This is a genomic window from Thermoleptolyngbya sp. M55_K2018_002, from assembly GCF_015295965.1.
Classification (GTDB): domain Bacteria; phylum Cyanobacteriota; class Cyanobacteriia; order Elainellales; family Elainellaceae; genus Thermoleptolyngbya; species Thermoleptolyngbya sichuanensis.
Map to the genome: position 1 here is coordinate 11,800 of NZ_DVEA01000361.1, position 21,415 is coordinate 33,214.

The following is a 21,415-nucleotide window of genomic DNA, read 5'->3' on the forward strand; positions in this document are numbered from 1 at the left end:
CCCTCTTCCCTTCACCCTGCTTTTACTGCGTTTGCCAAAGCTTCCAGCAATCGCTGATTCTCCGCTTTTGTCCGCACGGCAACGCGAAAGAAGCGATCGCCCAGTTCAGGAAAACTGGTGCAGTGGCGAATCAAAATCTGGTGCTGCTGGAGCAGGCGGGTTTGCAGGTCGGTCGCCGAACCGTCGGTTTGCACCAGGAGATAGTTGGCGGCGCTGGGGAGCGGGTGCAGACCGGGGAGGGCGGCGAGTCCGTCGAAAAGCTGCTGGCGGGCGGGCGGCAGCCAGTCCCAGGGGCGCTGCTGAAAGGGGATATCGGCCAGGGCGGCGATCGCCGCAGCGGCGGCCAGAGAATTCACGCTCCACGGATCGCGCCACTGCTGCCAACGCTGCAATCGGTCGGGATGGGCGATCGCATAGCCCAGGCGCAGCCCCGGCAGGCTATAAAACTTCGTGAGCGATCGCACGATCACTAAATTTGGACATCGCGCCACCCACTCTAGCAGGCTCACCTGGGATTGCGCCTCTGGCGGCAAAAAGTCCATAAACGCCTCATCCACCACCACCAGCGGTGACGCTTCGAGCAGCGGCAAGAGAACCTCGCGGGGCAGCAGGGTTCCGGTGGGGTTGTGGGGGTTGTTGAGCAGCCAGCCGGAGTGAGGACGGGAGGGAATAACTGGCTCCGTCACTCCAGCATTCCCACACTCCGTCACCCCAACGCCCGCCAGCGGAATTTTCTCGACCGTCGCTCCAAAAGCTTGCAGGGCGCGGAGGTAGTCGCCAAAAGCAGGTGTAAGCAGCCGCACGGTGTCTAATGTAGCCAGGTCGCGGGCGGCCCAGGTGAGCAGTTCGGCGGCCCCGTTTCCGGGCAAAATCCAGTCGTGGGACAGGGGGTGGAACGCGGCGATCGCCCGTCGCAGATCCGCATAGCTGGGGTCAGGATAGTGGCGCAGGTCGCCCAAGTGAGCCTGAATAGCGGCGATCGCCGACGGGGGCGGCCCCAGCGGATTGATGCTGGCCGAAAAGTCCAAAATTAAATGGGGAGAACAACCCGCCAGAGCCGCAGCCCAGGCAATGTTCCCCCCATGTGCAGGTTGGGCAGCCCCAGCGCGTTGAGAATCTGAGCGCTGCGAGTTGGATGGTGGCAGGTTGAGGTCTTGCCAGTCTTGCAACGAATTTTGCACGAGGCCGCTTGCTATTTTGCCACCAGGTCTTTGAACAGTTTGCCCGCCGAAAAGGCAGGCACTTTGGTCGCCGGAATTTTCATCGCCTCGCCCGTTTTGGGGTTGCGGCCTTCCCGCTCCTTGCGCTCACGGGGTTCAAAAGACCCAAACCCCACCAGCGTCACCTTCTCACCCTTCGACACCGCTTCCATGATCGAATCAATCGCGGCAGACAGCACTGCATCGGCCTGTTTCTTCGTCACGTTTGCCTTTTCGGCTACAGCATCAACCAATTCACCTTTATTCATGAGAATCTCCTTCGATTAGATTATCCAGGATTCAAAATCTCTCAAATCTCGCAGATGCAGCCAGAGCAGGTGCAATCTGAACAACTCTCATCTGGAGATCGAGTAGCTAGACGTAGATAGACTTCATCGGCTTCAGGAAGAAATCGCTGAAACCCTTGTCATCTCGAATTTTCAATGCCCTATTCTAAGGGCAACTCAGGGGTTCTGGATCGTTGAAACCTTTAATTTATGTGGATTTGAAGGATTTTTTTGGGTTTTTCCATCCCGCAAATCGCTCGAAAGGCAGTCAAACCAACCCTGGAGGCGGGTTAGGGAACCGATGCACCCCCTCCAAACAAGCCGAAAACTCGGTATTCACCGCTAGCGTCTCCCCCGCTCCAAAATCTGCTGGACATCGCGGCTGGGCACGTAGCGATAGCCAAAGGTGGAGGTGTCTGAGTCGTCGATGATCTGCGGCGTAAGCATCACGATCACTTCCTGCCGCTGATTCTCTCGACGGGTGCTACGAAACAGTGCACCCAAAATGGGGATATCGCCTAAAATCGGCACTTTAGTCACTTCAGCACGATCTCGATCCTGAATAATGCCAGAGAGAATGAGAGTCTGACCATCTCGCACACGAATTATTCCTGATGATACGCGCCGCACAGCAAGCGGAATAATTTGAACTGTTGTTCCAAGTACCCTCACCTCTTGGGGAGGCAAAGGAGCTGAAATAGTTGGCCCAACTGATAGGCTAACGAAACCATTGTCGTCAATTCCTTCGACACGAACGTTTAGAACCAATCCAGCAGGCGTTCTCTCCAGAGTAACCGTTTGAGTTCGATCATTACCTGTACCTGATGTCTCTACTTCAAGATTCGTGATAACATCTTCTGTCAATTGGATTTGAGCCTCTTGCCCCTCTTGAACTACCAAAGTTGGGTCAGTCAGAATCTTCGCATTACCACTTGTAATAGCAAAGCGCAGTTGAGCGAGAAAATTCCGTGTAAAGTCAAAGGCGTTTGTTGGCCGTCCCAACACCACCTCACTTGCTCTAGTAATCAATTCTGGACTGCTGATTACAGAAGCAGGAGTTCTACCCGTGTTACCGCCTGCCGATCCAAAGTTGACAATGATTTGTCCACTATCTTGAATGACACGAGTATCATCAATTCCAAAAGAAAAACTGGTTCCAGCACGATCAATCCCACGAAGGTTGATGTCAATAACACGGATGTTCACTGCAACCTGTCGTTGCCGAACGTCAAGTTGCGAGAGTTGGGCCGTTGCAATTTCAATTTGTCGGGGCGTGCCCACCATCGTGATGGAGCGCGTCCGCTCGTCGCCAATCACCTGAAGTCCTCGCAGCAGCGGTGTTGCATCCTGGTAATCAACCCGTTGCACCTCGAGGCGATCTTCTTCAGTTGTCTGTACCTGAGTTGGTCCAGCAGCTTGGACACCAGCGGTAATGTCACCCCCCTGCACAGGTACAGCCGTTGCTGTGACTACCTGACGACGACGGCTGACGGCGGTCTCTGCACCCAAGCCCACCAGGAAATTCAGCGCAGCGCCAACGCTGGCCTGGTTGAGCCGGAGGGTGCGCGATACGACGGAACGGGCGGAGTTGGGCAGGCGTGTGCCAACGAAGATGGTTCGTCCAACTAAATTGGCATCCAGCCCGCTGATCCGCAGCACGTAGTTAAACACGTTCTGCACGGGTTCGTTTTCGATGTCTAGCGAAATGCGAGCATCGGCGGCAGCAGAGGTCTCTTGGGCCGACTGGGCATCTACTCCTTCAGTTTGGGATGGTCGATCCAAATATGCTACGTTTAGCCCCGCAGCGCGACCCAGCAGCGACAACACATCCCGCACGGGCGCATCCCGCAGCACTAAGCGTGGCACGATCTCTGAAGTGCCCAGATCGATGACCGTGGGCGAAACATCGGTCGTGGCGACAGCAATGTCCCCCACGGGTGGAGCCACTGCACGCGGCAGCAGCGGCGGCACCTGCCCTGGGAATGCGCCGGACGGGCTGACCGGGGTGCCATTAATCGAAACCTGCGGGTTGGGTACGAGTACCTGAGATGGCGGAATGGCGGGGTTAGACGGGAAGGTGCTTCCGCCAGGGAGTGTTGGCGGAGGAACCTGGGCAGAGGGGAAACTGGGCTGGCTAGGCAGGCTGCCGACACCTGTACCGTCAGCAGTTAGGCTAAATACAATGGCGGTGCCATCTTGCCGCACCTGGTTGGCTGGGGGAGCCGCCGCACCCATAACCGCGACGCGCACGCTGTTGGGATCGAGTTGCGTCACCATGACGGAGCTAATGCCAGGGGCGGGGTTGTTTTGCAAATAGCCGTTGCCTTCGGGAAGACGCAGTTGAGCATTGGTGATATCGGCAACGAGGGTGTTGCCGCGATTAACGGCAAAGACTTGGGGGCGATCGCCATTTCGCGTTTGCAGCACCAACTCCATCCCAACGGCTGTTTGAAATACCTGCACCCCTGTAATTTGGGTCGCAGCAGCTTGGGCTGGCTGGCTTGCCATCAGCACCACTGCACCACTCGTCACCAATCCAGCCAATCCAAGATGCGGTTTCACAGGTCACTCCTCCTTAACAAGCAGGCGAATTCTAAAGGATTAGGTCTTTGAGACAACAAAAGCAGGCATCAGCAGGGGGTAGTCCAGCAAACGCTACTGCGGGGGCGCGTTTGGGTCGGCAGCAGGCGCATTCGGATCAGCCGGGGGCGCAGGCGGAGCGGGCGGCTGGATCGGGGCGGGCATGAGCGCCTGCACCTGGAAACTGGTTCTCAGCCGAGGCTCTGTATCCTGATTCGGCAGCGGCCGCCCCTGTTGATTGAGCCGCAGCGTAGGCGGATCAGTTGGGGTGGAGCTAAAGTTCCGCAGCACAAGCAGCGGCTGCAAGCGCTCAATGTTGCGAATCACCGACTGCGCCTGAGCAAAGCTGCCCTCCATCTCCACGTTGTAGAGACGCTGGCGCAGCTTGTTGTTGACTGCAACGCCCAGAGAACCATCGGTCACCAGATCGCTGGGCTGACCATCCGGCCCGGCCGGGGGTGGCACTAGCTCAAACTTTGACAGGGTGGCTCGACGATCGGGATCGGTAATGCGGGCATTTGCCGCCTGTACCCGCTCGTTCACGTCAATCAGCAGCGTATCCAGCCCTTCTTCATCGGCAAACAGCGCCAGCACATCGGCCCGGAGTTGCTCTGCCTCGGCTAGCTTGGCGCGGGCTTCTTCAATTTGCTGCTGCGCCTGCCCCTGGTTTACCAACTGCTGCTCTTTGGCGGCGATGTCTGCCCGCAGGGCTGCATTTTCTTCCCACTTGGGCAGCACAGCGTTAAACAGCAAATAGCCAGCGCCCAGTAGCCCCGCTAGCGCCAGCAAAATCCCATTCACGCGGGGCGTGAGCCGCATCCCAAAGACAACAGGATAGCTCGGCTCTTCTAAAGCGCCGTACTCTTCTCCAGGAATGTAATCTCCACCCACGGTCATGGCGCTACAACCCCCAATTTGCGAAGCTGATCAATCCGAGCGGGCAAGCCCACCGATAGCGTGTTTTCCATATCTTGCAGCAGTTCAGAAGAGGGACGGGGCGTGAGTCCAGCGGTGATTTTGTACTGAACGACCTTGGGTAGCTGTACTTCCAATCCGTCAGGGCGATCGCCCTCACCCACAAACTCTGTCTGAATCGGGCTATCCACCAGCCGTGCATCCACCAGCCTCACCTCCCGGCCGTCCAAGAACGGCGACTGCTGAAGCAGCAGCATAAAGTCATTGGCTTCAGCAAAGGTGCGGGCATTCCCCGAAATTTCCAATCGAGAAGGCGGCACCTCTGGGGGCGGCGGGGCTGGCTGGCTGGGGTCAGCGGGTGGGGGCGGCGGCGGAACAGCCTCCGGAGCCAACTGCGTCACGTTGGTCAACTGCACGCCCGCCGGAACCCGTCCGCGAATATCTTGCAAAATTGCCGACCAGGGGATGATTCGGTCAAACACCTGAGCTAGCGCCTGGTTCTCAGCATTCAACTGTGCGACCTGGGCTTCGACATTTTGCACTTCCTGCATCGCCTGTTGCAGCGTTGCAAGCTGGCTATCCAGTTCTGCCTGTCGAGCCGTCAGCGAGGCCGTCTGGCTTTGCAAAAAGAGCCAGAACCCGCCCACTAGCGCCGGAAGCAGCACCCCAATCGCCGCCCCCACATACATCGGACGCGGGTCGTCCTGCACAACGGCTCTGCGGGCAGCAACCCCACCCCCATCTGTCGGGCGCTCTATGCGGTCATTGAGAAAATTGACATCCAGACTATACATCTCACCACGCCTCCCGTAAGCCCAAGCCCAACACCACCCCCAGCCCCGGACGCTGCAACTCAGGAATTTCCTGATCGACCTCCAGCGACAGCGCCGAAATCGGATCGACCTGGCTGGCAGGCAGGCTGAGTCGCTGCGAGAAAAACTCGTCAAGCTGCCCAATTGCCCCGCCTGGCCCCGCCAGCAGCAGTTGAGCCACTTCCAGGTTGTCGCCTTGATTCAGATAAAAGTCGATGGAGCGGCGCAACTCGTCCGCCAGTTCGCCCAACACGCGCAGCATCGCCGCCGTGCCGGGATTGGTTCCGGGGGCCTTGGGCGTGCCCATGCTGTCCATCGGGGCGATGGGCACCGTCATTCCCTGGAGCAATTCCGTGTTGCGCGAGGGGGGCAAGTTCATGGCGCGGCTCAAGGCAGATTGGATTTGGTAAGTGCCGATGGGAACCGTGCGGGAAAATTGGGGAACGCCATCCACCACAATGGAGATTTCCGTATTTTCAAATTCAATATCGACAATGGCCGCCGCCTCTTGGGGCGTGAACTGGCGCAACTGCTCTCGGATCGTGCGAATCAGCGAAAAACTGCTGATTTCCAAAACATCCACGTCTAGCCCCGCCTGCTGAAACGTTGTCAAATACGAGTCGGTCACTTCCTTGCGGGTGGCCACCAGCAGCACCTGCACCTTTTCGATGCCGTCTTCATCCACAAAAAAGCCAAGCTTTTGATAGTCCACATCTGCTTCTTCACGGGGGAAGGGCAGGTATAGCCCAGCTTCCTGGTTCAGCACCATTTCGCGCAGTTCCCGGTCGTCTAGCTCAGCGGGAACTGGAATAATGCGGGTTACGGTGTCTCGGCCGCCCGGAATCGCGGTTGCGGCGTTCTTGACCTTGAGCTTGCTCTCACTCAGCACGGACTGAATGATTTCAGACATCGCGGCGGTGTCCAGGATTTGCCCTTCCTGGTAGACCCCCTCTGGCACCTCAGCCGAGGCCAGCGTGGTGAGCTGAAAGCCTTGCCCCTTTCGTTTCAGCCGGGCGACGTTGACGCGCTCAGGGGTCAATTCAATGCCGACACCCTTTGTTTTTTTTGAAAATAATCCCTTGACGTTGCTAAACACAGTTTTAGGAATGAGGGTGGAGAGGGTCAGTATGGAAAGTGCCTGCAAACTTAGACCGTATCAAACTGCAAAACTGTGTCCGAAAACGAACACAACCTGGACTATTAACTGAGACTAAGTTTGGAGATCCTGAACACACATGCTACCCAATTTAATTCAGAATCATGCAGCCAAACACAAGAATATAGGCTTTCAAGCTAAAAAACCGAAAAGATCGTTGATCAAGCCAGAGAAATGGGTCTAAGTACCCCAAGCAAGTTTCTCCTACAGCTTGCCCTCCATCGTTCAAACAGCAACGACTCACACAAACCGACACCCTGAATTGTCGAATCGGCTAACCCAAACCGACCTGCTGAACGAAATTTTTGAACCAAGCTGGCGATCGCCCGACAAAGGACACCAACCCGCCTCCCAATCAACAGAGGAGAAATCTCCTGATGTAGCTACACTTAGCCAGCAATGGTACACGCAATTTAGAAAAATGGCACAGTTTATCTACAATTTGTGGAAAACTTGCGGAAACCCCAGGCTATATTTTGAGCAAAGGGTTAGGAAAAAACTGCCGGAACGCTTTCAGAGGGCTGTTTCTTGGGGTTCTATGCGCGATTTTTGCTGGGTTGGCAGGGGCGGCGGGGCAGATTCGGTACGCGGCGACGGGCGCTTTTGGCGATCGCGCTCCCGCCAGATCACCCTGCAATGGGCGATCGCCCAGGAACTTTGCTACGGTAGCGCAATCTACGATAGGGTGAGCAATGCAGCAATCGAAACCTGCTCTAAACCACTGCCCTGAATGACCATGTACCTACGACACCCCTGGCGAAAACCCTGGAAATCTTTGAGCCTGATGACCCTGTTTGGACTGGTTTTGACCTGGGTCATTAGCTGTAGCCCCGGCGCACCGCCAACCGCGCGATCGCCCGAAGTCGAGTTTTGGACCATGCAGCTCCAGCCGCAGTTCACCGACTACTTCGATGAATTGATTGCCCGGTTTGAGCAAGAAAACCCCGGCGTTAAGGTCAAGTGGGTAGACGTGCCCTGGGGCGACATGCAAAGCAAAATTCTAACGGCCGTTTCCGCAGGCACTGCGCCCGACGTGGTTAACCTCAACCCCGACTTTGCGGCCCAGCTAGCCGGACGCAACGCCTGGATGGCGCTCGATGACCAGGTGCCCGCCGAAGCCCGTCAGCAATATCTGCCCAAGATTTGGCAAGCGAACACGCTCGATGGCAAAACCTTTGGGCTGCCCTGGTATCTCACCACCAGCATCGCCATTTACAACCGGGATTTGCTCAATCAGGCCGGCGTGCAGCAGCCTCCGGCAAACTTTGCGGAACTGGCTCAGGTGGCTCGCCAAGTCAGAGAGCGCACAGGCAAGTACGCCACTTTTGTCACCTTTGTACCGACTGACTCGGCAGAAGTCCTGCAATCGCTGATTCAGATGGGCGTGTCGCTGGTAGACGACAGCGGCAAGGCCGCCTTCAATACGCCCGAAGGACGCGCCGCCTTCCAGTATTGGGTGGACTTATATAAGGAAGGTCTGCTGCCCCAGGAAGTGCTAACCCAGGGACACCGCCGCGCCATTGAGCTATATCAGGCTGGGGAAATCGCCATCTTAAACTCCGGCCCGCAGTTTTTGAAGACTGTGGAAACCAATGCACCGGCGATCGCCCAAGTCTCCGCTGTTGCGCCCCAAATCACCGGAGACACAGGCAAAACCAACGTCGCTGTGATGAACCTCGTCGTTCCCCGCAGCACCGATGTCCCCGAAGCTGCCGTCAAGTTTGCCCTGTTTGTCACCAATCCCGAAAACCAGCTTGCCTTTGCCAAAGCTGCAAACGTGCTGCCCTCCACGGCGACCTCGCTGACCGATCCCTACTTCATCACTGCCGCTGAAACGCCCGCCTCTGCGCTCGACACTGCCCGCGCCGTCAGTGCCCGCCAGATGCAGTCTGCCGAAGTGCTGCTGCCCCGCATGGAGGATATCAAGGAACTGCAAAAGATTATCTACGACCAGCTTCAAGCCGCCATGCTGGGCGAAAAATCGGTCGATCAGGCTGTCAGCGATGCAGCCGCGACCTGGGATGCACGGTCATAAGGGGTGGCGATCCAGGAATAAACTGCGGGCAATGGGCACTCAGGAATGGTCGAAGTTCTTAACATTTCGCAATCAAAACCTCGCCCAAACCCTAGCAATCTGCGTCAGTTCATCGCAAAATAGAAATCAAAGATGAGAGCCTTTCACAAAACTTATAGAGGAGGATATCGACATGGACTGGCGTGTTCTGATTGTGTTGTTGCCCGTGATTCTTGCTGGTAGCTGGGCGGTTTACAACATTGGCCAAGCTGCCCTCCGCCAAGTCAAAGCGTTCATGGCCAGCAAGTAAACTTTGGCAAGTGAGCTTTAGCGAGTGAGCTTCAGACATAGGTTTCTGCTAGGAACCCATCTACACTTCGCTCTAAGCTTTGCTACATTCTTTGAATCACCCATTACTTTGAATCGCCCATTAGAAGAGGTAGCTGCAAGTTCTAAGGCAGTTGCCTCTTTTGTTTATGGCCTCTTATGGCCACTTTTGTTGATCGTCTGGCTGGAATCGCCAGTTCAAAGTCGTCAATCCAAAATCACCAATCCAAAATCCAAAATCGAGCATCTCCCCCGCTAACGCGGCACCTGCTGAAGCAGTTGGGCTGCGCTGTTGGCCCACTGGGCGTTGCCCTGAGAACTGTAGAGATCGCGGGCGTGCTGCAAGACGCGCTGGGCTTCGGCGTAGTTTTGCTGCTGAAGAAACACCAGGCCTGCGCCATAGTAGGCATTGGCGTAGGTCGCATTGGCATCGGTCGAGCGGCGGAAGGCATTGAGGGCGCTGCCGAGGTCGCCCTGCTGCATGAGGACGGAACCCAGGCTGTAATAAGCTTCGGCGTAGCGGGGGTTGATGGCGATCGCCCGCTGAAAGGCCTGGGCTGCCAGCGCCAACTGCTGCTGATCTTGATACGTCAGCCCCAGGTAGTAGGACGGTTCTGGCGCAGTGGGCGTAAGCTGGGCGGCCCGCTGAAAGCTGGCGATCGCCGCTGCTGCATTGCCCCGTCGCCGCTGCACCAGTCCCAGGTTGTAATACGCCAGCCCCAGATTTGGATCAAGCTGCACCGCCCGCTGGAGATACTGATTGGCAATGTCGAGATTGTTGCCCTCCAGCAGCGCTGCACCCAGGTTTGCAAAGGCCAGCGCAAAGCCAGGATCGGCCTGGGCAGCGCGATAAAACGACTCCGCCGACGCTTGAAGCTGTCCCGTTTGTCGCAGCGCCAGGCCCAGGTTATAGTGCGCGGGAGCCAGTTGCGGATTGACCTGCACGGCCTGCCGAAAGGCGGCGATCGCCCCTTCTACCTGCCCCGCCTGAATCAGTTGCAGTCCCCAGTTTAGCTCCGCAACCCCTGCTTCGGCTTGCGCGACGCGCTGCGGGGTTTGCTGCGGAGCCTGGATGGAGCGCTGCGTAGAGCGCAGTTGTGCCACGGTCTCTGTGGGTGTTGCGGATGTTGCACTTGTGAATACCGTATCTGGTGCTTCCAAACCTCTAGACACTGCACCCATAGATGCTGAACCTGTAGATGCTGCACCCATAGATGCTGCACCCAGCCACAGCAAGCTGCCCAGAAAACAACCGATTGAGCCACAGGAAACACGCATAGTTAAAACTCTAAACAAAAAGCAGAAGGCACCCTAAGGGTTTTATCTCAAATCGTTCCGCCTAAAGGTATAGGCTTAGACCATACAAAGGGGATGTTCTCAGGATCACAGACAGGAGGGAACAGCCCTCATTAACCACGCTTTGGACTCAGCCTAAAAGGGCTAAAACCATCTTTTGGGTTAATCAAGCAGCACCCAGACAAAGCTTAAATCTTGACGAGGAACGCCCCTGAGCAGCCTGGTGCGATCGCCTATAATGCAGTTTTGATCAAGCATACACGCGCTCATGGATAAATATTTTCGGATCGAGTTGCTGGAGCAAACCCCCAACCCCCAGCGCCTCATCTGGCGGTCGGCTCACCAATGCGTTTGCGAGGGCCCGGCCATCGATGACCCCGCACCCAACGAAGAAAAAGCTGGGGAATATGCCGTGAAGCACCTGCTGGCAGGCGATCGCGGCCACTGGAGTCCGTTTGAAGCGCCGCAGATTTCGCTGAACGTCATCGGGTTTAATCATCGCACGATGCAGCAAATTACCCGCCACCGCGTCGGCGTGCATTTTTCGGTACAAAGCCTCCGCTATACCAGCGTCCGGTTTTGTGAGTTTGCCCAAAATCCTACCGTAGAAGACCTGGAATCGCTCGTGTATTTTCGTCCGGTCGGTGAGTATCGCGATCGCCAGGGCAAGCGCTACACCTACACCGAGGGCGATCGCCAGGCCGACATGGCTCTGGCCACCCAAATGCTTCAGCACTACGCCCGCAAGATAGATGCAGGCTATTCCGAAGAACATGCTGCGGGGCTGCTGCCGATGGACACGCGCCAGCACTGGGTTATGAGCTTCAACGTGCGATCGCTCTGTCATCTGCTCGACCTGCGCTCCAAAGCCGATGCCCAACTCGAAATTCGCCAGCTCTGCGAACTGGTCTGGCCCCATTTTGAAGCCTGGGTCCCGGCGATCGCCCACTGGTACAAAACCAACCGCTGGGGCAAAGCCAAGCTCTCACCCTGAGGATTTCCTAATCGCAACGATTACGATTTCAAACTACGTTTGAGGGACAGAATCCTTTACCCTGAGTATCAGACGGTTCACTTGAAGAGTATCCGCCGTAAACTGCTGGCGGGTGTCACGGTTACCTAATGGTTCCTAACCGTTGCCTAATCGTTGACAGTTCGCCTACTGTATCGCGTTTGACTGGGGATTTTTTACGATGCTGATTTTGCCAGGTTCTGCGGTTCGCGTAACAAATGTGGATGACACTTACTATGGCTTTCAAGGCTTGGTGCAGCGCATCAGCGATGGCAAAGCAGCGGTGCTGTTTGAAGGCGGAAACTGGGACAAGCTCATCACCTTTCGTCTGTCAGAACTGGAGCTAGTAGACGCAACAGCAGGCCGCAAAAAAGGGAAGTAGGCGCAATGTTCTAGAGCGCAGTGTTCTAGATAGGATTTTGCACAGAAACAGTGCAGATAATGAAGCAGATGCTGCTCAAATCCTGGATAAACTTGTACAAACTCGCCTGAAAAAGTGCATTTGTACGCTAGTTGCGGTATGAATGAGAAAGATTCTGGACTCAAGTTTGAAACTCAAGTTTGAAACTCAAGTTTGAAACTTAGGCTTGAAGCTCAAGTTTGAAACTTAAGCCCAGAGCATTCGTTCATGCTTGAACTCTGGATGGTTGACCGATGCGCCTGCCGCTGCCGGATGCTGCTCACCAAACGCGATCGCCCGATTACCTAGCCGAAGTCATCGAAACCGCCACCACGGAGTTTCTGGCCCAATGCCTGGAGCCAGATGATTTGAACTTTGCCGTGATGCCGCCCTTTGGCAGTTGGGTCAAGTCCAGCGACGAAGAATCGGGCAATCAAATCTATGCGGTGGTCTATCACGCCACCACCAGTCCCATCGATTCTGTCCACCGGGCGCGGGCGCTGGGCCTGTCGCTTGCCGACCTGCGAGAGCAGCAGCCGCAAATCTTTGCCATGCTGAAAACGGAGTTTCGGGCGGCGATCGTTGGCTTTCGTCCCCGCGCTTCCGGTCGCAATGGCAAGACCCGCCTCAGCGAGACGGTCTATCAGCATTTGCCGCCACGCCCGCCCCAGATTCACCAAGCGGTCTATGCCTGCACGCCCGCAGAAATCATCCACTTCAGCGAACAGTTCGACTTTTTGCGGACGCTGCTGCAAGTGAGCAATGCCCCCGTCGAAGCGCTGATCGCCGCCGCCATCCGCGATATTTACCAACTGCGAAAGGGCGATCGCCCCTGGCTGGTGCAAGCCGGCCGCAGCCTCAGCCAAATCTTAAAAGACGACTACGATCGCCTGCGGATTATCCTCAGCCAGATCTATCTGCAACCCGCAGAGTAATGGGATGACACGCTCATTAAGAGCAGCCATTTTCGCCCTGATTGGCCGTCCGCATTGCGCCCAATAGCGTCTCAATCACCACACAACGCCGCACCCCTCCGGTCGCGGGCACCGACAGCGTAATTACAATCGGCAAGTTGGTGGCAGGCGTAATGTCCTGAGGGCCAGCAATAGGGCCACCCGTAGTTCCAAACGTAATGGTAGTTGCAGCAGTAGGAGTAACCGTCATCCCAACACTACCCTGGCCAATCCTCCGGACTTCGCTCAACACATTAATGGTCGGGTTTGCCCCTGTATTCAGGGTCACCTGCTTGGGATAGCGCGTCCGAATGGCTTCGTCCTGCGCCTGACGGAGGGCTTGCAGCACGTCATTAGTGGCGTTGCCCAATCGTTGACGATTCAGCAGGGCCACCCAACTGGGAGCTGCGATCGCCGCTAAAACAGATATCAGCACCACCACCACGATGACTTCGGTCAGAGTAAACCCTGCTGCTGCTGCTTGATTACTAGATTTATCGGGTTTATCGGGTTTATCTGATCCAACCTGGGCTGAGGGCGATCGCCCAAAAGACCGCTGCAAAAACCAATTCATCACGCGCCTCCTGAGACTGGGATACCGCTCACACTGAACCGAACTGAGAAAGCAGAACAAACCTTGCGCTAGGGCCCCGCACCAGACGGATTCCGCTCCAGCACAGCACGACCCAACACGCGCGTTTGCAATGTCGTTGTAAACTCGCGGTCTGAATTAATGCCTGGTCGCCCAAAGGCATTCCCCCGAATAAACAGCGAAACGTCTCGGAATTGGCTGGTCAACGTTTCATTCGTCACACAGGCATACAGCCCGCCCCGGTAGGTTGTAGCCGCCGTTTCTGGAGAAATGTTATATCCAGTTGGACAGTTCGGCGCAGGCACACCCAGCGCATTCGCCGCTTGCCCGTCATCCACAAAATCCACCAGAACGGCCCAATTGCCCCCAAGTGCTTCTCCAGTAGCAGGCTGCCACGAAGCAAACGAGCCACTGGCTGGAGCCGTATAGCCCCCTGTTTTACTCCAGTTCGCGCCCGAACCTGTAAACTCCGGCAGCACATACCGCACAATTCGCGCCCGCCCCCGCCAAATTCCTGTGTTGCTCGTCGTCAGTGCATACACAATCAAAGAATAGGAACTACCCGTAACGCAGGGCACTGGATAATTGCCTGCCACAACTTGGGTAGTTCGGCAGCGCTCCCGCAGCGCGTTGGGCAGAGGATCTTGCTTCCAAAAGCCGATAACGGGTGTGCTATTGGCAGGCAGTACGCCATTCAGCGCATTTTGCAACCCAGGGCAGCCCGGCTCCGGAGGCACAGCAGCCGGATTGGCCGCAATACCCGCGCCCAAACAGCGTCCGCGATAGACAAACGCCGCCTCGCGCAGTTCCGCAGAAATGTAATCCAGGGCTTGCTGCATTTCTCGCTGGGTTTCCGAGCGAGATGCCTCGCGCTGATCGGCGGTCAGCAGTTCCACCACCAGATACATCAGCCCCGAAACGATAATGCTGCTGATAATCGCGACAACGAGCAGTTCTGAGATCGTGAAACCTGCCGTCGAAGCCGCTGGAGAACTTCGCCGCCGCTTCAACAACCCCCTAATCCCTGCTGCCAGACGCTCCCCCATCCCCGTTTTAGCCATAGTCGCTGCTCTTCTCAAGATGTTCGCCAGATGTTCGCCAGATGCTCGCTAGATACTTGTCGGATATTTGCGACAAGTCACGCGGCATTCACATAACCTTCGATTCAGTAGACGGACTAATCGACTCAAGGAACTAGCCAAATCCCATCACCAGGTTCACATCTCCCAAAGTAGCCCTTGAAGTGCGCCATGCATCAGGGACAAGGCGTGCCGCCCTGCTGGTGAAGCTGACAAAGCGTCGTCCCCTGATCGCTCCAGGTCATGCGCGGATACAGCGCCACCAGCGGACGTACCCGCTGACTGCCCGTGCCAGAGGTGATGTTTAGCGCCGCAGGCTGTACCGGAGTCGTCATGCTGCCAAAGTTGTCTCGAGCAATTGCTGAGTAGACGCGAACGCCCAGAATGAAGCTGTTTTGCCTTGTGCCGCCGGGAGCGGTGTCATTTGGGCTGACGCTGCGAAATACCTGCATATAAAACTCAGGCGCACAGGGGTCGCCGTTCACCGTAATGCCGTCGATATCTATCGGGATAGCCTGGAGTACGCCTACCCCCGTGCCAGTGTATTGATTGGCTAAGCCCGTATTGACGCATTTCCGCACACCCGCAACCCCTGTTGGCGGGCCAACGTTTGCGCCGTTTGTGAATGCCCCTGCTGATGCAGGCAGATTTGTGGCATTGTGTCGGCCGCTGGCAACCAGCGCCTGGATGCGATCGATCTCGTCTTGGGCGATTTGAAACGCTTGCTCAGCGCGGCGGTTCTGCGCCCGCGAGGCAGACGCAATGAACAACGGCGGCAAGATCAGCGTCGCGGTTACGGCAATAATCGCAATGCCCACCAGACATTCCAGCAAAGTCACGCCTGCCTCGGACGAGCGGTTCGAGCCGGATAAGGACTGAAGCCGTCGGACGCACTGGCTCAACGCCTTGGCAAAAACGCAGCTCGTTGCATTTGTTCTCTCAGCGTCGAGCGTTGGAGAGTTCGCAGTTGAGAATTTCATGGTGATTGACCTCTCAATTACGCAGGACACGGACGACGGTTAGCAGCGGGCAACGCGCCCTGAATTGCGTCGCAAAGCTGCCGAATATAGGGGTCGTTGGCAGGTGGTTCGCTATAGAACTCGCTTCGGATTGAGCGAACGGTGACAAATCGCTGGGCGATTGGCCCCGCTGGCGCAAGCTGTAGACCCACGTCATACCCCCAGCGTCGCAGCGGCGGCACGTAATAGCGAATTGCCTCATTGACCACTGGGTTTGTCCCCACTTCCCAGGCATCCTGGTCAAAGGGAGCTGTCGCTTGCTGACTAAAGCTCAGTTGGAGTAGCGAACCCGAAATGAACAGGGGCGAGTTGTTTGTCCAGTCCTCATTAAATCGAGGGAAGTTGTGCAATCCGCCGTAGGACTGGTTTGCGCGAGAGGGAACTAGACCACTGATGATGATGGAATTCACCCGCGTATTTGGCAACGCTGGAATCAGAGGACGGTTATCCTCAATCGGATAGTAGGCTCCCAAGTAGCGAGGGTTCGCAGTGACCCCCAGAACAGCACGAAGAGGGACTCCCTGCGGATGAACAATGATGGGAGAGTCACCTTCTTGGGGCTTTAGCGTCGCTGTTGCCAGCGTTCTGAACATGCTGTCTGCGTAATTGGTTCGCATCCAGCGTGCGGTCGGGTTACCGTTCTGATCTCGAACAACGTCGAGCGTATTTGGTGCGGCAGCAGTCGTGCCCGTGGCAAACGCAGCAGAGGCAGGTCCTGCATCGCTAGGGCGCGAGAAATTTAGATAGGTCGTGCGATTGCCATTTCCCTGACAGCCGTATCGAGCAGAGGTTGCACCCACTCTTGCACCATTGCGCGCATCAGCCAGGGTTGCAGCTTGCCCGACCCCAACGGTCAGGAAGGCATCCTGCATACTGCCGTCGCAGGAGTTGTCCGACAGAATCGTGATCGCGTCTGCCAGAACCTCGCTGGGTCGCCACAAATCTCCGGCACGGGCAAAGTTGGTATCAATTTGAGCCAGGGTGCGGTTGTGGAAGTTGGCGTATCGCTGCTGTGCGTCGTAAGTCAACAGATTCGTAAACTCTTGAAGTTCAGTTCCAGCAGCATTTTGGTGCAGGTTGAAGTTGCCCTGGATGTAAACCGGATTGTCAGAGATAAAGGACAAGCCACGCCCGTTATCTCCGGGACGATCAAGCCGAGAGCCGTTCTTGAGACGGAACCCGTTTGGACGACGATCCGGGTCGGGGTAGTAGTCCACAGGTTTCGGTGTCACCCCATTGTTTTCGTTCAAGGGTGGGTCAGTTGACGTGAATGCGTTAACGCCTGTATTCATCCGACAAGTTGCGTCTGTCCGTAGGTTCTGTTCAGTATCGCAGCTTGGCCAGTCCGCCGGAGAGGGACGGACAATCGTTGCTTCAGAGACAGCATCTTCGCGGAAGGCGTAGACAATCCCTGTGACAGGTAGCCAGCGATCGCTCGTCAGTCCGTTTGTAGCCCGACGCAGCAAATCTAGATTCACGTCTAGTACGCGCACGCTGAGCAGTTCACGACCGTTCATCAAGGCAGCATCTTTGAAGCCAACGCGGCGGAAAGTGCCGTTGGTGGGGCTACCTCCCAAGCTATAGCGAGAGCAATTCTCTGTGATACAGACCTTAATCAGAGTGTCGCGGTTGTTATTTGGGGTTAATTCGGCTGTGCTGCCCGCAGGAGCCGCCGTCAGGTTTTCAAACGGCAGCACCCAGCTTGCAGCAGGACGAGGCAGCAGGCGCACCGTTTCTGGGCGCACCGGCTGATAGGTGACGCTGGCATTGCGAGCTAGCAGATAGGCATCGTTTGCCGCATCAGCTTGGTCACGAGCAACAGTGCCACCGCCGTTTGCTAGCGGGCCTGCGGCATCCGGGTGAGCGCCCGTGCCGGTATCCAGCGCACCCCCCAGCGTGGGAAACAGGTTATAGAGCGAAGGATAGAAGGGGCGATTAGAGCAGAGATACTTGATGGAATCACCAGAGTTAACACCATTGTTGGCCCACATCTCGCGGCAAGTTTTGCCATCGCCATAGAAGCCTGCAACCTGCACCGCCCCTCCAGGCGCGCGGGAAGCGTAGGTTTCCGCTGAGTCAGCCAGGTTATCGTAGCCAAAGAAACCCCACTGGCGATCGCGCGCGACCTGCTCTTTGGAAATGATCATCTGAGCCAGTCGGATGTAGTTGTTCATCTGGTCAGCCGTCAGGGTTCCACCGCCATTGGGGAAACTGTAGGGCGTTCCAGATGCAACAATCTGATCGCGCCACTGCTGCATCAGGGCAATGACGGTTTCGGGCGATCGCGGACGTTCAATAGCACCTCGATCCTTCACCATAATGCCAAAGTCGTTGCTATTGGCTGCCGAAAGCGGGCCAAAGGGGCTGACTCCGCGATCGAGGGCGCGAATGACACCTCGAAGCCCTGCGTAGAACTGGGCAGACAAAGCTGGATTGGTGAAGGCCGCGTTTTCATCTGCCTGAGTTGCATAGGCATTCCCCAGAGGCACCCCCGCCGCATTCGGATCAAATTTTTCCAAATAGTCCAGCTGATAGGCCAGCATCCCCATCGTGCAGGCAGAGGTATACAGCGTAGACTTATCTGCTGGGCTGAGGTTCGCAAAAGACGTACCTGCCGCCATCCGAGCAATGACTCGACGCAGGATTGAGAAGTCGCCCCACATCGAGAACCAGGGGTAGGGGTGAACCTGCTGATCTTGAACAGGCGTGAAGGATGGTGCGCCGCCGCGCGGATCGCCCGCGAAGTTGGCTAGGTTTTGCAGCGCCAGCATGGTTGGCGTATTTAGCGCACTGAACGCATTGGCAGGCGGGAGGTTGTATTCCCATCCATTGGTTCCACGTCCCCGCAAAAAGTCAGAAATGACTGAACCTGGGGTATTGTAGGGTGCCGAAAATCCGGCTTCGAGATTGAGCGCCAGGTTCTCGAAGGTGGCACTGCGGTCGAGCGTGCCTGCCGTGCCAGGGTGAACCGTGAGGGCAAGACAGGCCGCAGGGCGATCGCGGTCGGCGGAGGTTTCTGCTGTGTCCCGATGGTAGATCGCGGCCCCCTGTACAGCGGGAAGGTTGTCGTAGAGCGATCGCCGCTGTCGAGCTTCGTTACAGCGGTTTGCATTGTTCGTCAAGCAACCTGGCCAGGGCTTCAGGGGTTCATGAATCGCCGTGTCCCTGGGGAACGGGCCACCCCAGCCTGCGGCATCCCCCAGTTCCAAGCGCTGCCCGACGATGATCCGCATTCCTTCGTTGCGGGCGCGGCGTTCCCAATAGCCATCCAGACCCACCGCACTTTCATCCTGCCCAACGCCGGGCGTATTGCCGACGAGTCGAGTTTGGGTGGTGGGAATTTGCTCCCCAATCAAACCTGGGATTGAAGTCGCCGGGTCGTCTTCGCGTCCGCCATAGGTCGGCTTGGGCCCATAGCGGTCATCAGCGCGATAGGAATCATCCACATAAGGCGGATTTTCCTGCGGCGGCTGAATCAATCGTCCCTGACCGTTTCGATTGAGGACTGTACCTGCCCAGCCAGGACGCGAAGCGGTGGGGTTTGCCAAGCCCCGTGAGGCAGACCGAGCCTCAGTTTGCAAAATAACTGGGTCTAGCGCGTAGTCTACGGGGGTGTTATTTCCCAAGTTGACCGAGTGCGTTCCTGGGGTGAGGTTTGCGTTGCTGGGATTAATCCCATAGCCCTCATAAAGCTCAAACGTTGAGTTGTCGTCATTGAGGCTGCTGTTGTTGTTCAGCTTCGCAGCTAGGAATTGCCCTCGAAAATCGATTTGCCCAGCAGCGTTTTTGGTTTCCACCGTACTCACCTCCGAGGCATCGGCGCTGTAGAGGCATGAAAACCGAGAGCTAATCATGTAGCTCCGGAAACTGCCGTTGCCAATGATGATGTTGCCTTCGGAGTGCATCGCGCCGTTCCAGTTAAACGGAGGACCAGGGAAGATCTCCAGGTCGTTGCGAAACCAGGCTCCCCATTTGTTACCCTGCTCCACTGTGCGGTCTTGCTGAAACTCCAGCGCTGCCACAGGTCGGTTGGGCGTATTGGGCTGGACATATACGTCAACCTGGAAGTTTTTCCGCAGCAAGGAGGTATTGTTGCCATCTGGTAGCCAGCCCCGTCCCACACCGTCAGCGGTTGCGGCGACGGCTCCGGTAGAGCAGGCGTTATTTTGAGAACTGTTGTTGCTCAGGGGGCCGTTGCGAACCTCTTGGCGACGTGCCCGCCCTGGGTTTGTGCCACTGCCGCGAATCGCAGTGTCACTGGTGTCTTGAATATTGTTCAGGTCGGTTTTGTAGAGAATTGAGTAGGCAACCGTTGCGTCATTCGTGCCGTCGCCATCGGTGTCGGTGGGATAGCGCCACGCATTGTCCACAAGGCCGTCTCCGTCCAGGTCAATGCGCGTTTCACCTGGCAGTGTGTAGGGGTCAAAGGTCGGGTTCGCCAAGCTGGAAGGATGACGAGGAACGGTGACAGTTGTTCCGGGAACGGCTGTACCTGTGTTTAGCATCATCCCCAGCAGCCAAGTTTCCGATGGAATACCACTGGGGAAGCGGGGGTCGCGGCGGGGGTCAAACAAATATTCCAGCTTTGCCTTGGCACGGTCAATCGTGGGCGTGGCGGTGTTATAAACGACGCGCTGCTGCCGTTCTCCAATCGTCTGCACCGTGCGCGTGTAGGTGCGATAGCCAATCGAGCCAACCGTCAACAGCACCACCAGCAGCAGCAAAATAGTTGTTGGCAGCACAAAGCCAGCCTTGGCTGAAGCGCGATTTAGGCTGAGCCAGTTGTGAAATAGCCAGAGGACACTGCGCCGAATGCCTCGCTGGATACGCTGGGTGACGGCACGATGAACCTGATTCAAGCCGCTGTGGATGGCCCTGGTGAACTTGCGGGTTGACATAGCTGCCTTCCTCTTACCTTCCTTGTGGGACGGGTTGGTAGATAAACGTTGGGATTTACGAAACGAGATTGACTGCGCCTGAAGCCGAGGACGACAGGAACAGAGACGCTGCCGTGGAGAAATCGGATGAGGGAAGCAATTCAGGGAAACCCTCTGGGGGAGACACACTCTCTAAGGAAACGCTGACGCTGACTCTGGGGATACGCTGGGTGCTAGAAAAAGCTAGATGGGCGATCGCCCCTGACCCCACCCCAAGCCCAAAGCGGTAGCTTAGAAAACAACTCAAGAAACCACAGTGTTAACAATTGAACAGCGCAAAATCAACAGGGAAAACACGAAAATTTGCTAATGCGGGCACGAATGACCATCAGTACAGATCTCTAAAGCCAGTTATGAATAACACCAGGCATCAGTGATATCAGAGTTTAATATATCAAATCAACAGTGTTAAGGAATGTGGCCGCAGAAACCTCCAAACTTGTCTGGGCAGTTTGCACAAGTTAATTGCACCAATTGCACAAGCTATGCACAAGCCAATTGCACAGCGAAACTACACGAGTAGAGCTTGCAAGTAGAGCTTGTTTAGTGGGCTTTCGGGAACAGCAGCAGAACTGGTTTCAAACTTCTTTTGAAAATGCCAAGACACCAAATGCAGGTCGCGCAATTTCCCTTTTACAAAGGGTTTGGGACTGCATTTGAGCTAGCTTAGCAAGCAAAAGAGTACCCTCCTAAGGGTAAAAAACGATCAGCCGGGGGTGGGAAATTTAAGAGCCGCTCAGCTTGCTAGGCAGTGTCTTAAAGCTTTCTAGGTCGTTGATTGCCTTGAGTCGATCCCCCTTAAATCCCCCTTAATAAGGGGCGGTTCGGCTCGGTTCC

The 21,415-nt window shown here is 56.3% G+C and carries 17 protein-coding genes; 6 read left to right on the top strand and 11 right to left on the bottom strand.

Features of this window, described 5'->3' with window-relative positions; translation table 11 throughout:
• Positions 1–11: 11 nt before the first annotated feature.
• The 6 genes from cobD to pilM all read right to left on the bottom strand — a co-directional run bounded on the left by cobD (position 12) and on the right by pilM (position 6,889).
• Positions 12–1,145: a threonine-phosphate decarboxylase CobD gene (gene cobD, locus IGS51_RS18320; protein WP_297080249.1), complete on the bottom strand. Its 1,134-nt coding sequence runs from the start codon at positions 1,143–1,145 to the stop codon at positions 12–14.
• Positions 1,146–1,192: 47 nt separating this feature from the next.
• On the bottom strand, positions 1,193–1,468 hold the full coding sequence (locus IGS51_RS18325) for an HU family DNA-binding protein (RefSeq protein WP_068509653.1): 276 nt from the start codon (positions 1,466–1,468) through the stop codon (positions 1,193–1,195).
• 360 nt (positions 1,469–1,828) lie between these two features.
• Positions 1,829–4,048, bottom strand: coding sequence for an AMIN domain-containing protein (locus IGS51_RS18330; protein ID WP_297080223.1), 2,220 nt, complete (start codon positions 4,046–4,048; stop codon positions 1,829–1,831).
• Positions 4,049–4,141: 93 nt separating this feature from the next.
• A complete protein-coding gene (locus tag IGS51_RS18335) occupies positions 4,142–4,963 on the bottom strand; it encodes a pilus assembly protein PilO (protein WP_172355210.1) in 822 nt (273 codons plus the stop codon).
• Entirely contained in the window at positions 4,960–5,775 is an 816-nt protein-coding gene (locus IGS51_RS18340; RefSeq protein WP_297080224.1) for a PilN domain-containing protein, read from the bottom strand. Before IGS51_RS18340 ends, IGS51_RS18335 begins: the two co-directional genes overlap by 4 nt.
• 1 nt (position 5,776) lies before the next feature.
• Entirely contained in the window at positions 5,777–6,889 is a 1,113-nt protein-coding gene (gene pilM, locus IGS51_RS18345) for a type IV pilus assembly protein PilM (RefSeq protein ID WP_297080225.1), read from the bottom strand.
• Positions 6,890–7,487: 598 nt separating this feature from the next.
• Here pilM and IGS51_RS18350 point away from each other — a divergent pair.
• The 3 genes from IGS51_RS18350 (at position 7,488) to IGS51_RS18360 (ending at position 9,273) form a co-directional block, all read left to right on the top strand.
• Positions 7,488–7,679: a hypothetical protein gene (locus IGS51_RS18350; RefSeq protein ID WP_297080226.1), complete on the top strand. Its 192-nt coding sequence runs from the start codon at positions 7,488–7,490 to the stop codon at positions 7,677–7,679.
• Positions 7,680–8,984: a sugar ABC transporter substrate-binding protein gene (locus IGS51_RS18355; protein ID WP_297080227.1), complete on the top strand. Its 1,305-nt coding sequence runs from the start codon at positions 7,680–7,682 to the stop codon at positions 8,982–8,984.
• Between the two features lie 172 nt (positions 8,985–9,156).
• The gene (locus tag IGS51_RS18360) at positions 9,157–9,273 is read left to right on the top strand and encodes a photosystem II protein Y (RefSeq protein ID WP_172355203.1); all 117 of its coding nucleotides are present in this window, start codon (positions 9,157–9,159) and stop codon (positions 9,271–9,273) included.
• Between the two features lie 272 nt (positions 9,274–9,545).
• Here the strand turns inward: IGS51_RS18360 and IGS51_RS18365 are convergent, their stop codons facing one another.
• The gene (locus IGS51_RS18365; protein ID WP_367279374.1) at positions 9,546–10,364 is read right to left on the bottom strand and encodes a tetratricopeptide repeat protein; all 819 of its coding nucleotides are present in this window, start codon (positions 10,362–10,364) and stop codon (positions 9,546–9,548) included.
• 490 nt (positions 10,365–10,854) lie between these two features.
• On the opposite strand from IGS51_RS18365, the gene thyX reads away from it, so the two are divergent.
• The 3 genes from thyX to IGS51_RS18380 all read left to right on the top strand — a co-directional run bounded on the left by thyX (position 10,855) and on the right by IGS51_RS18380 (position 12,933).
• The gene (thyX, locus tag IGS51_RS18370; protein ID WP_297080229.1) at positions 10,855–11,580 is read left to right on the top strand and encodes an FAD-dependent thymidylate synthase; all 726 of its coding nucleotides are present in this window, start codon (positions 10,855–10,857) and stop codon (positions 11,578–11,580) included.
• 202 nt (positions 11,581–11,782) lie between these two features.
• Positions 11,783–11,980, top strand: coding sequence for an NAD(P)H dehydrogenase subunit NdhS (locus IGS51_RS18375; protein WP_068516242.1), 198 nt, complete (start codon positions 11,783–11,785; stop codon positions 11,978–11,980).
• Positions 11,981–12,252: 272 nt separating this feature from the next.
• Positions 12,253–12,933, top strand: a complete 681-nt coding sequence (locus IGS51_RS18380) for an HAS-barrel domain-containing protein (protein ID WP_172355197.1) — start codon at positions 12,253–12,255, stop codon at positions 12,931–12,933.
• 16 nt (positions 12,934–12,949) lie between these two features.
• On the opposite strand, the gene IGS51_RS18385 is transcribed toward IGS51_RS18380, so the two are convergent.
• The 4 genes from IGS51_RS18385 to hpsA all read right to left on the bottom strand — a co-directional run bounded on the left by IGS51_RS18385 (position 12,950) and on the right by hpsA (position 20,539).
• Positions 12,950–13,525: a Tfp pilus assembly protein FimT/FimU gene (locus IGS51_RS18385; protein ID WP_297080230.1), complete on the bottom strand. Its 576-nt coding sequence runs from the start codon at positions 13,523–13,525 to the stop codon at positions 12,950–12,952.
• A 68-nt stretch (positions 13,526–13,593) separates the two neighbouring features.
• Positions 13,594–14,604, bottom strand: coding sequence for a hypothetical protein (locus IGS51_RS18390; RefSeq protein WP_297080231.1), 1,011 nt, complete (start codon positions 14,602–14,604; stop codon positions 13,594–13,596).
• 194 nt (positions 14,605–14,798) lie between these two features.
• Entirely contained in the window at positions 14,799–15,602 is an 804-nt protein-coding gene (locus tag IGS51_RS18395; protein ID WP_297080232.1) for a type II secretion system protein, read from the bottom strand.
• A gap of 17 nt (positions 15,603–15,619) precedes the next feature.
• On the bottom strand, positions 15,620–20,539 hold the full coding sequence (gene hpsA / locus IGS51_RS18400) for a hormogonium polysaccharide biosynthesis protein HpsA (RefSeq protein WP_297080233.1): 4,920 nt from the start codon (positions 20,537–20,539) through the stop codon (positions 15,620–15,622).
• Between the last annotated feature and the right edge of the window lie 876 nt (positions 20,540–21,415).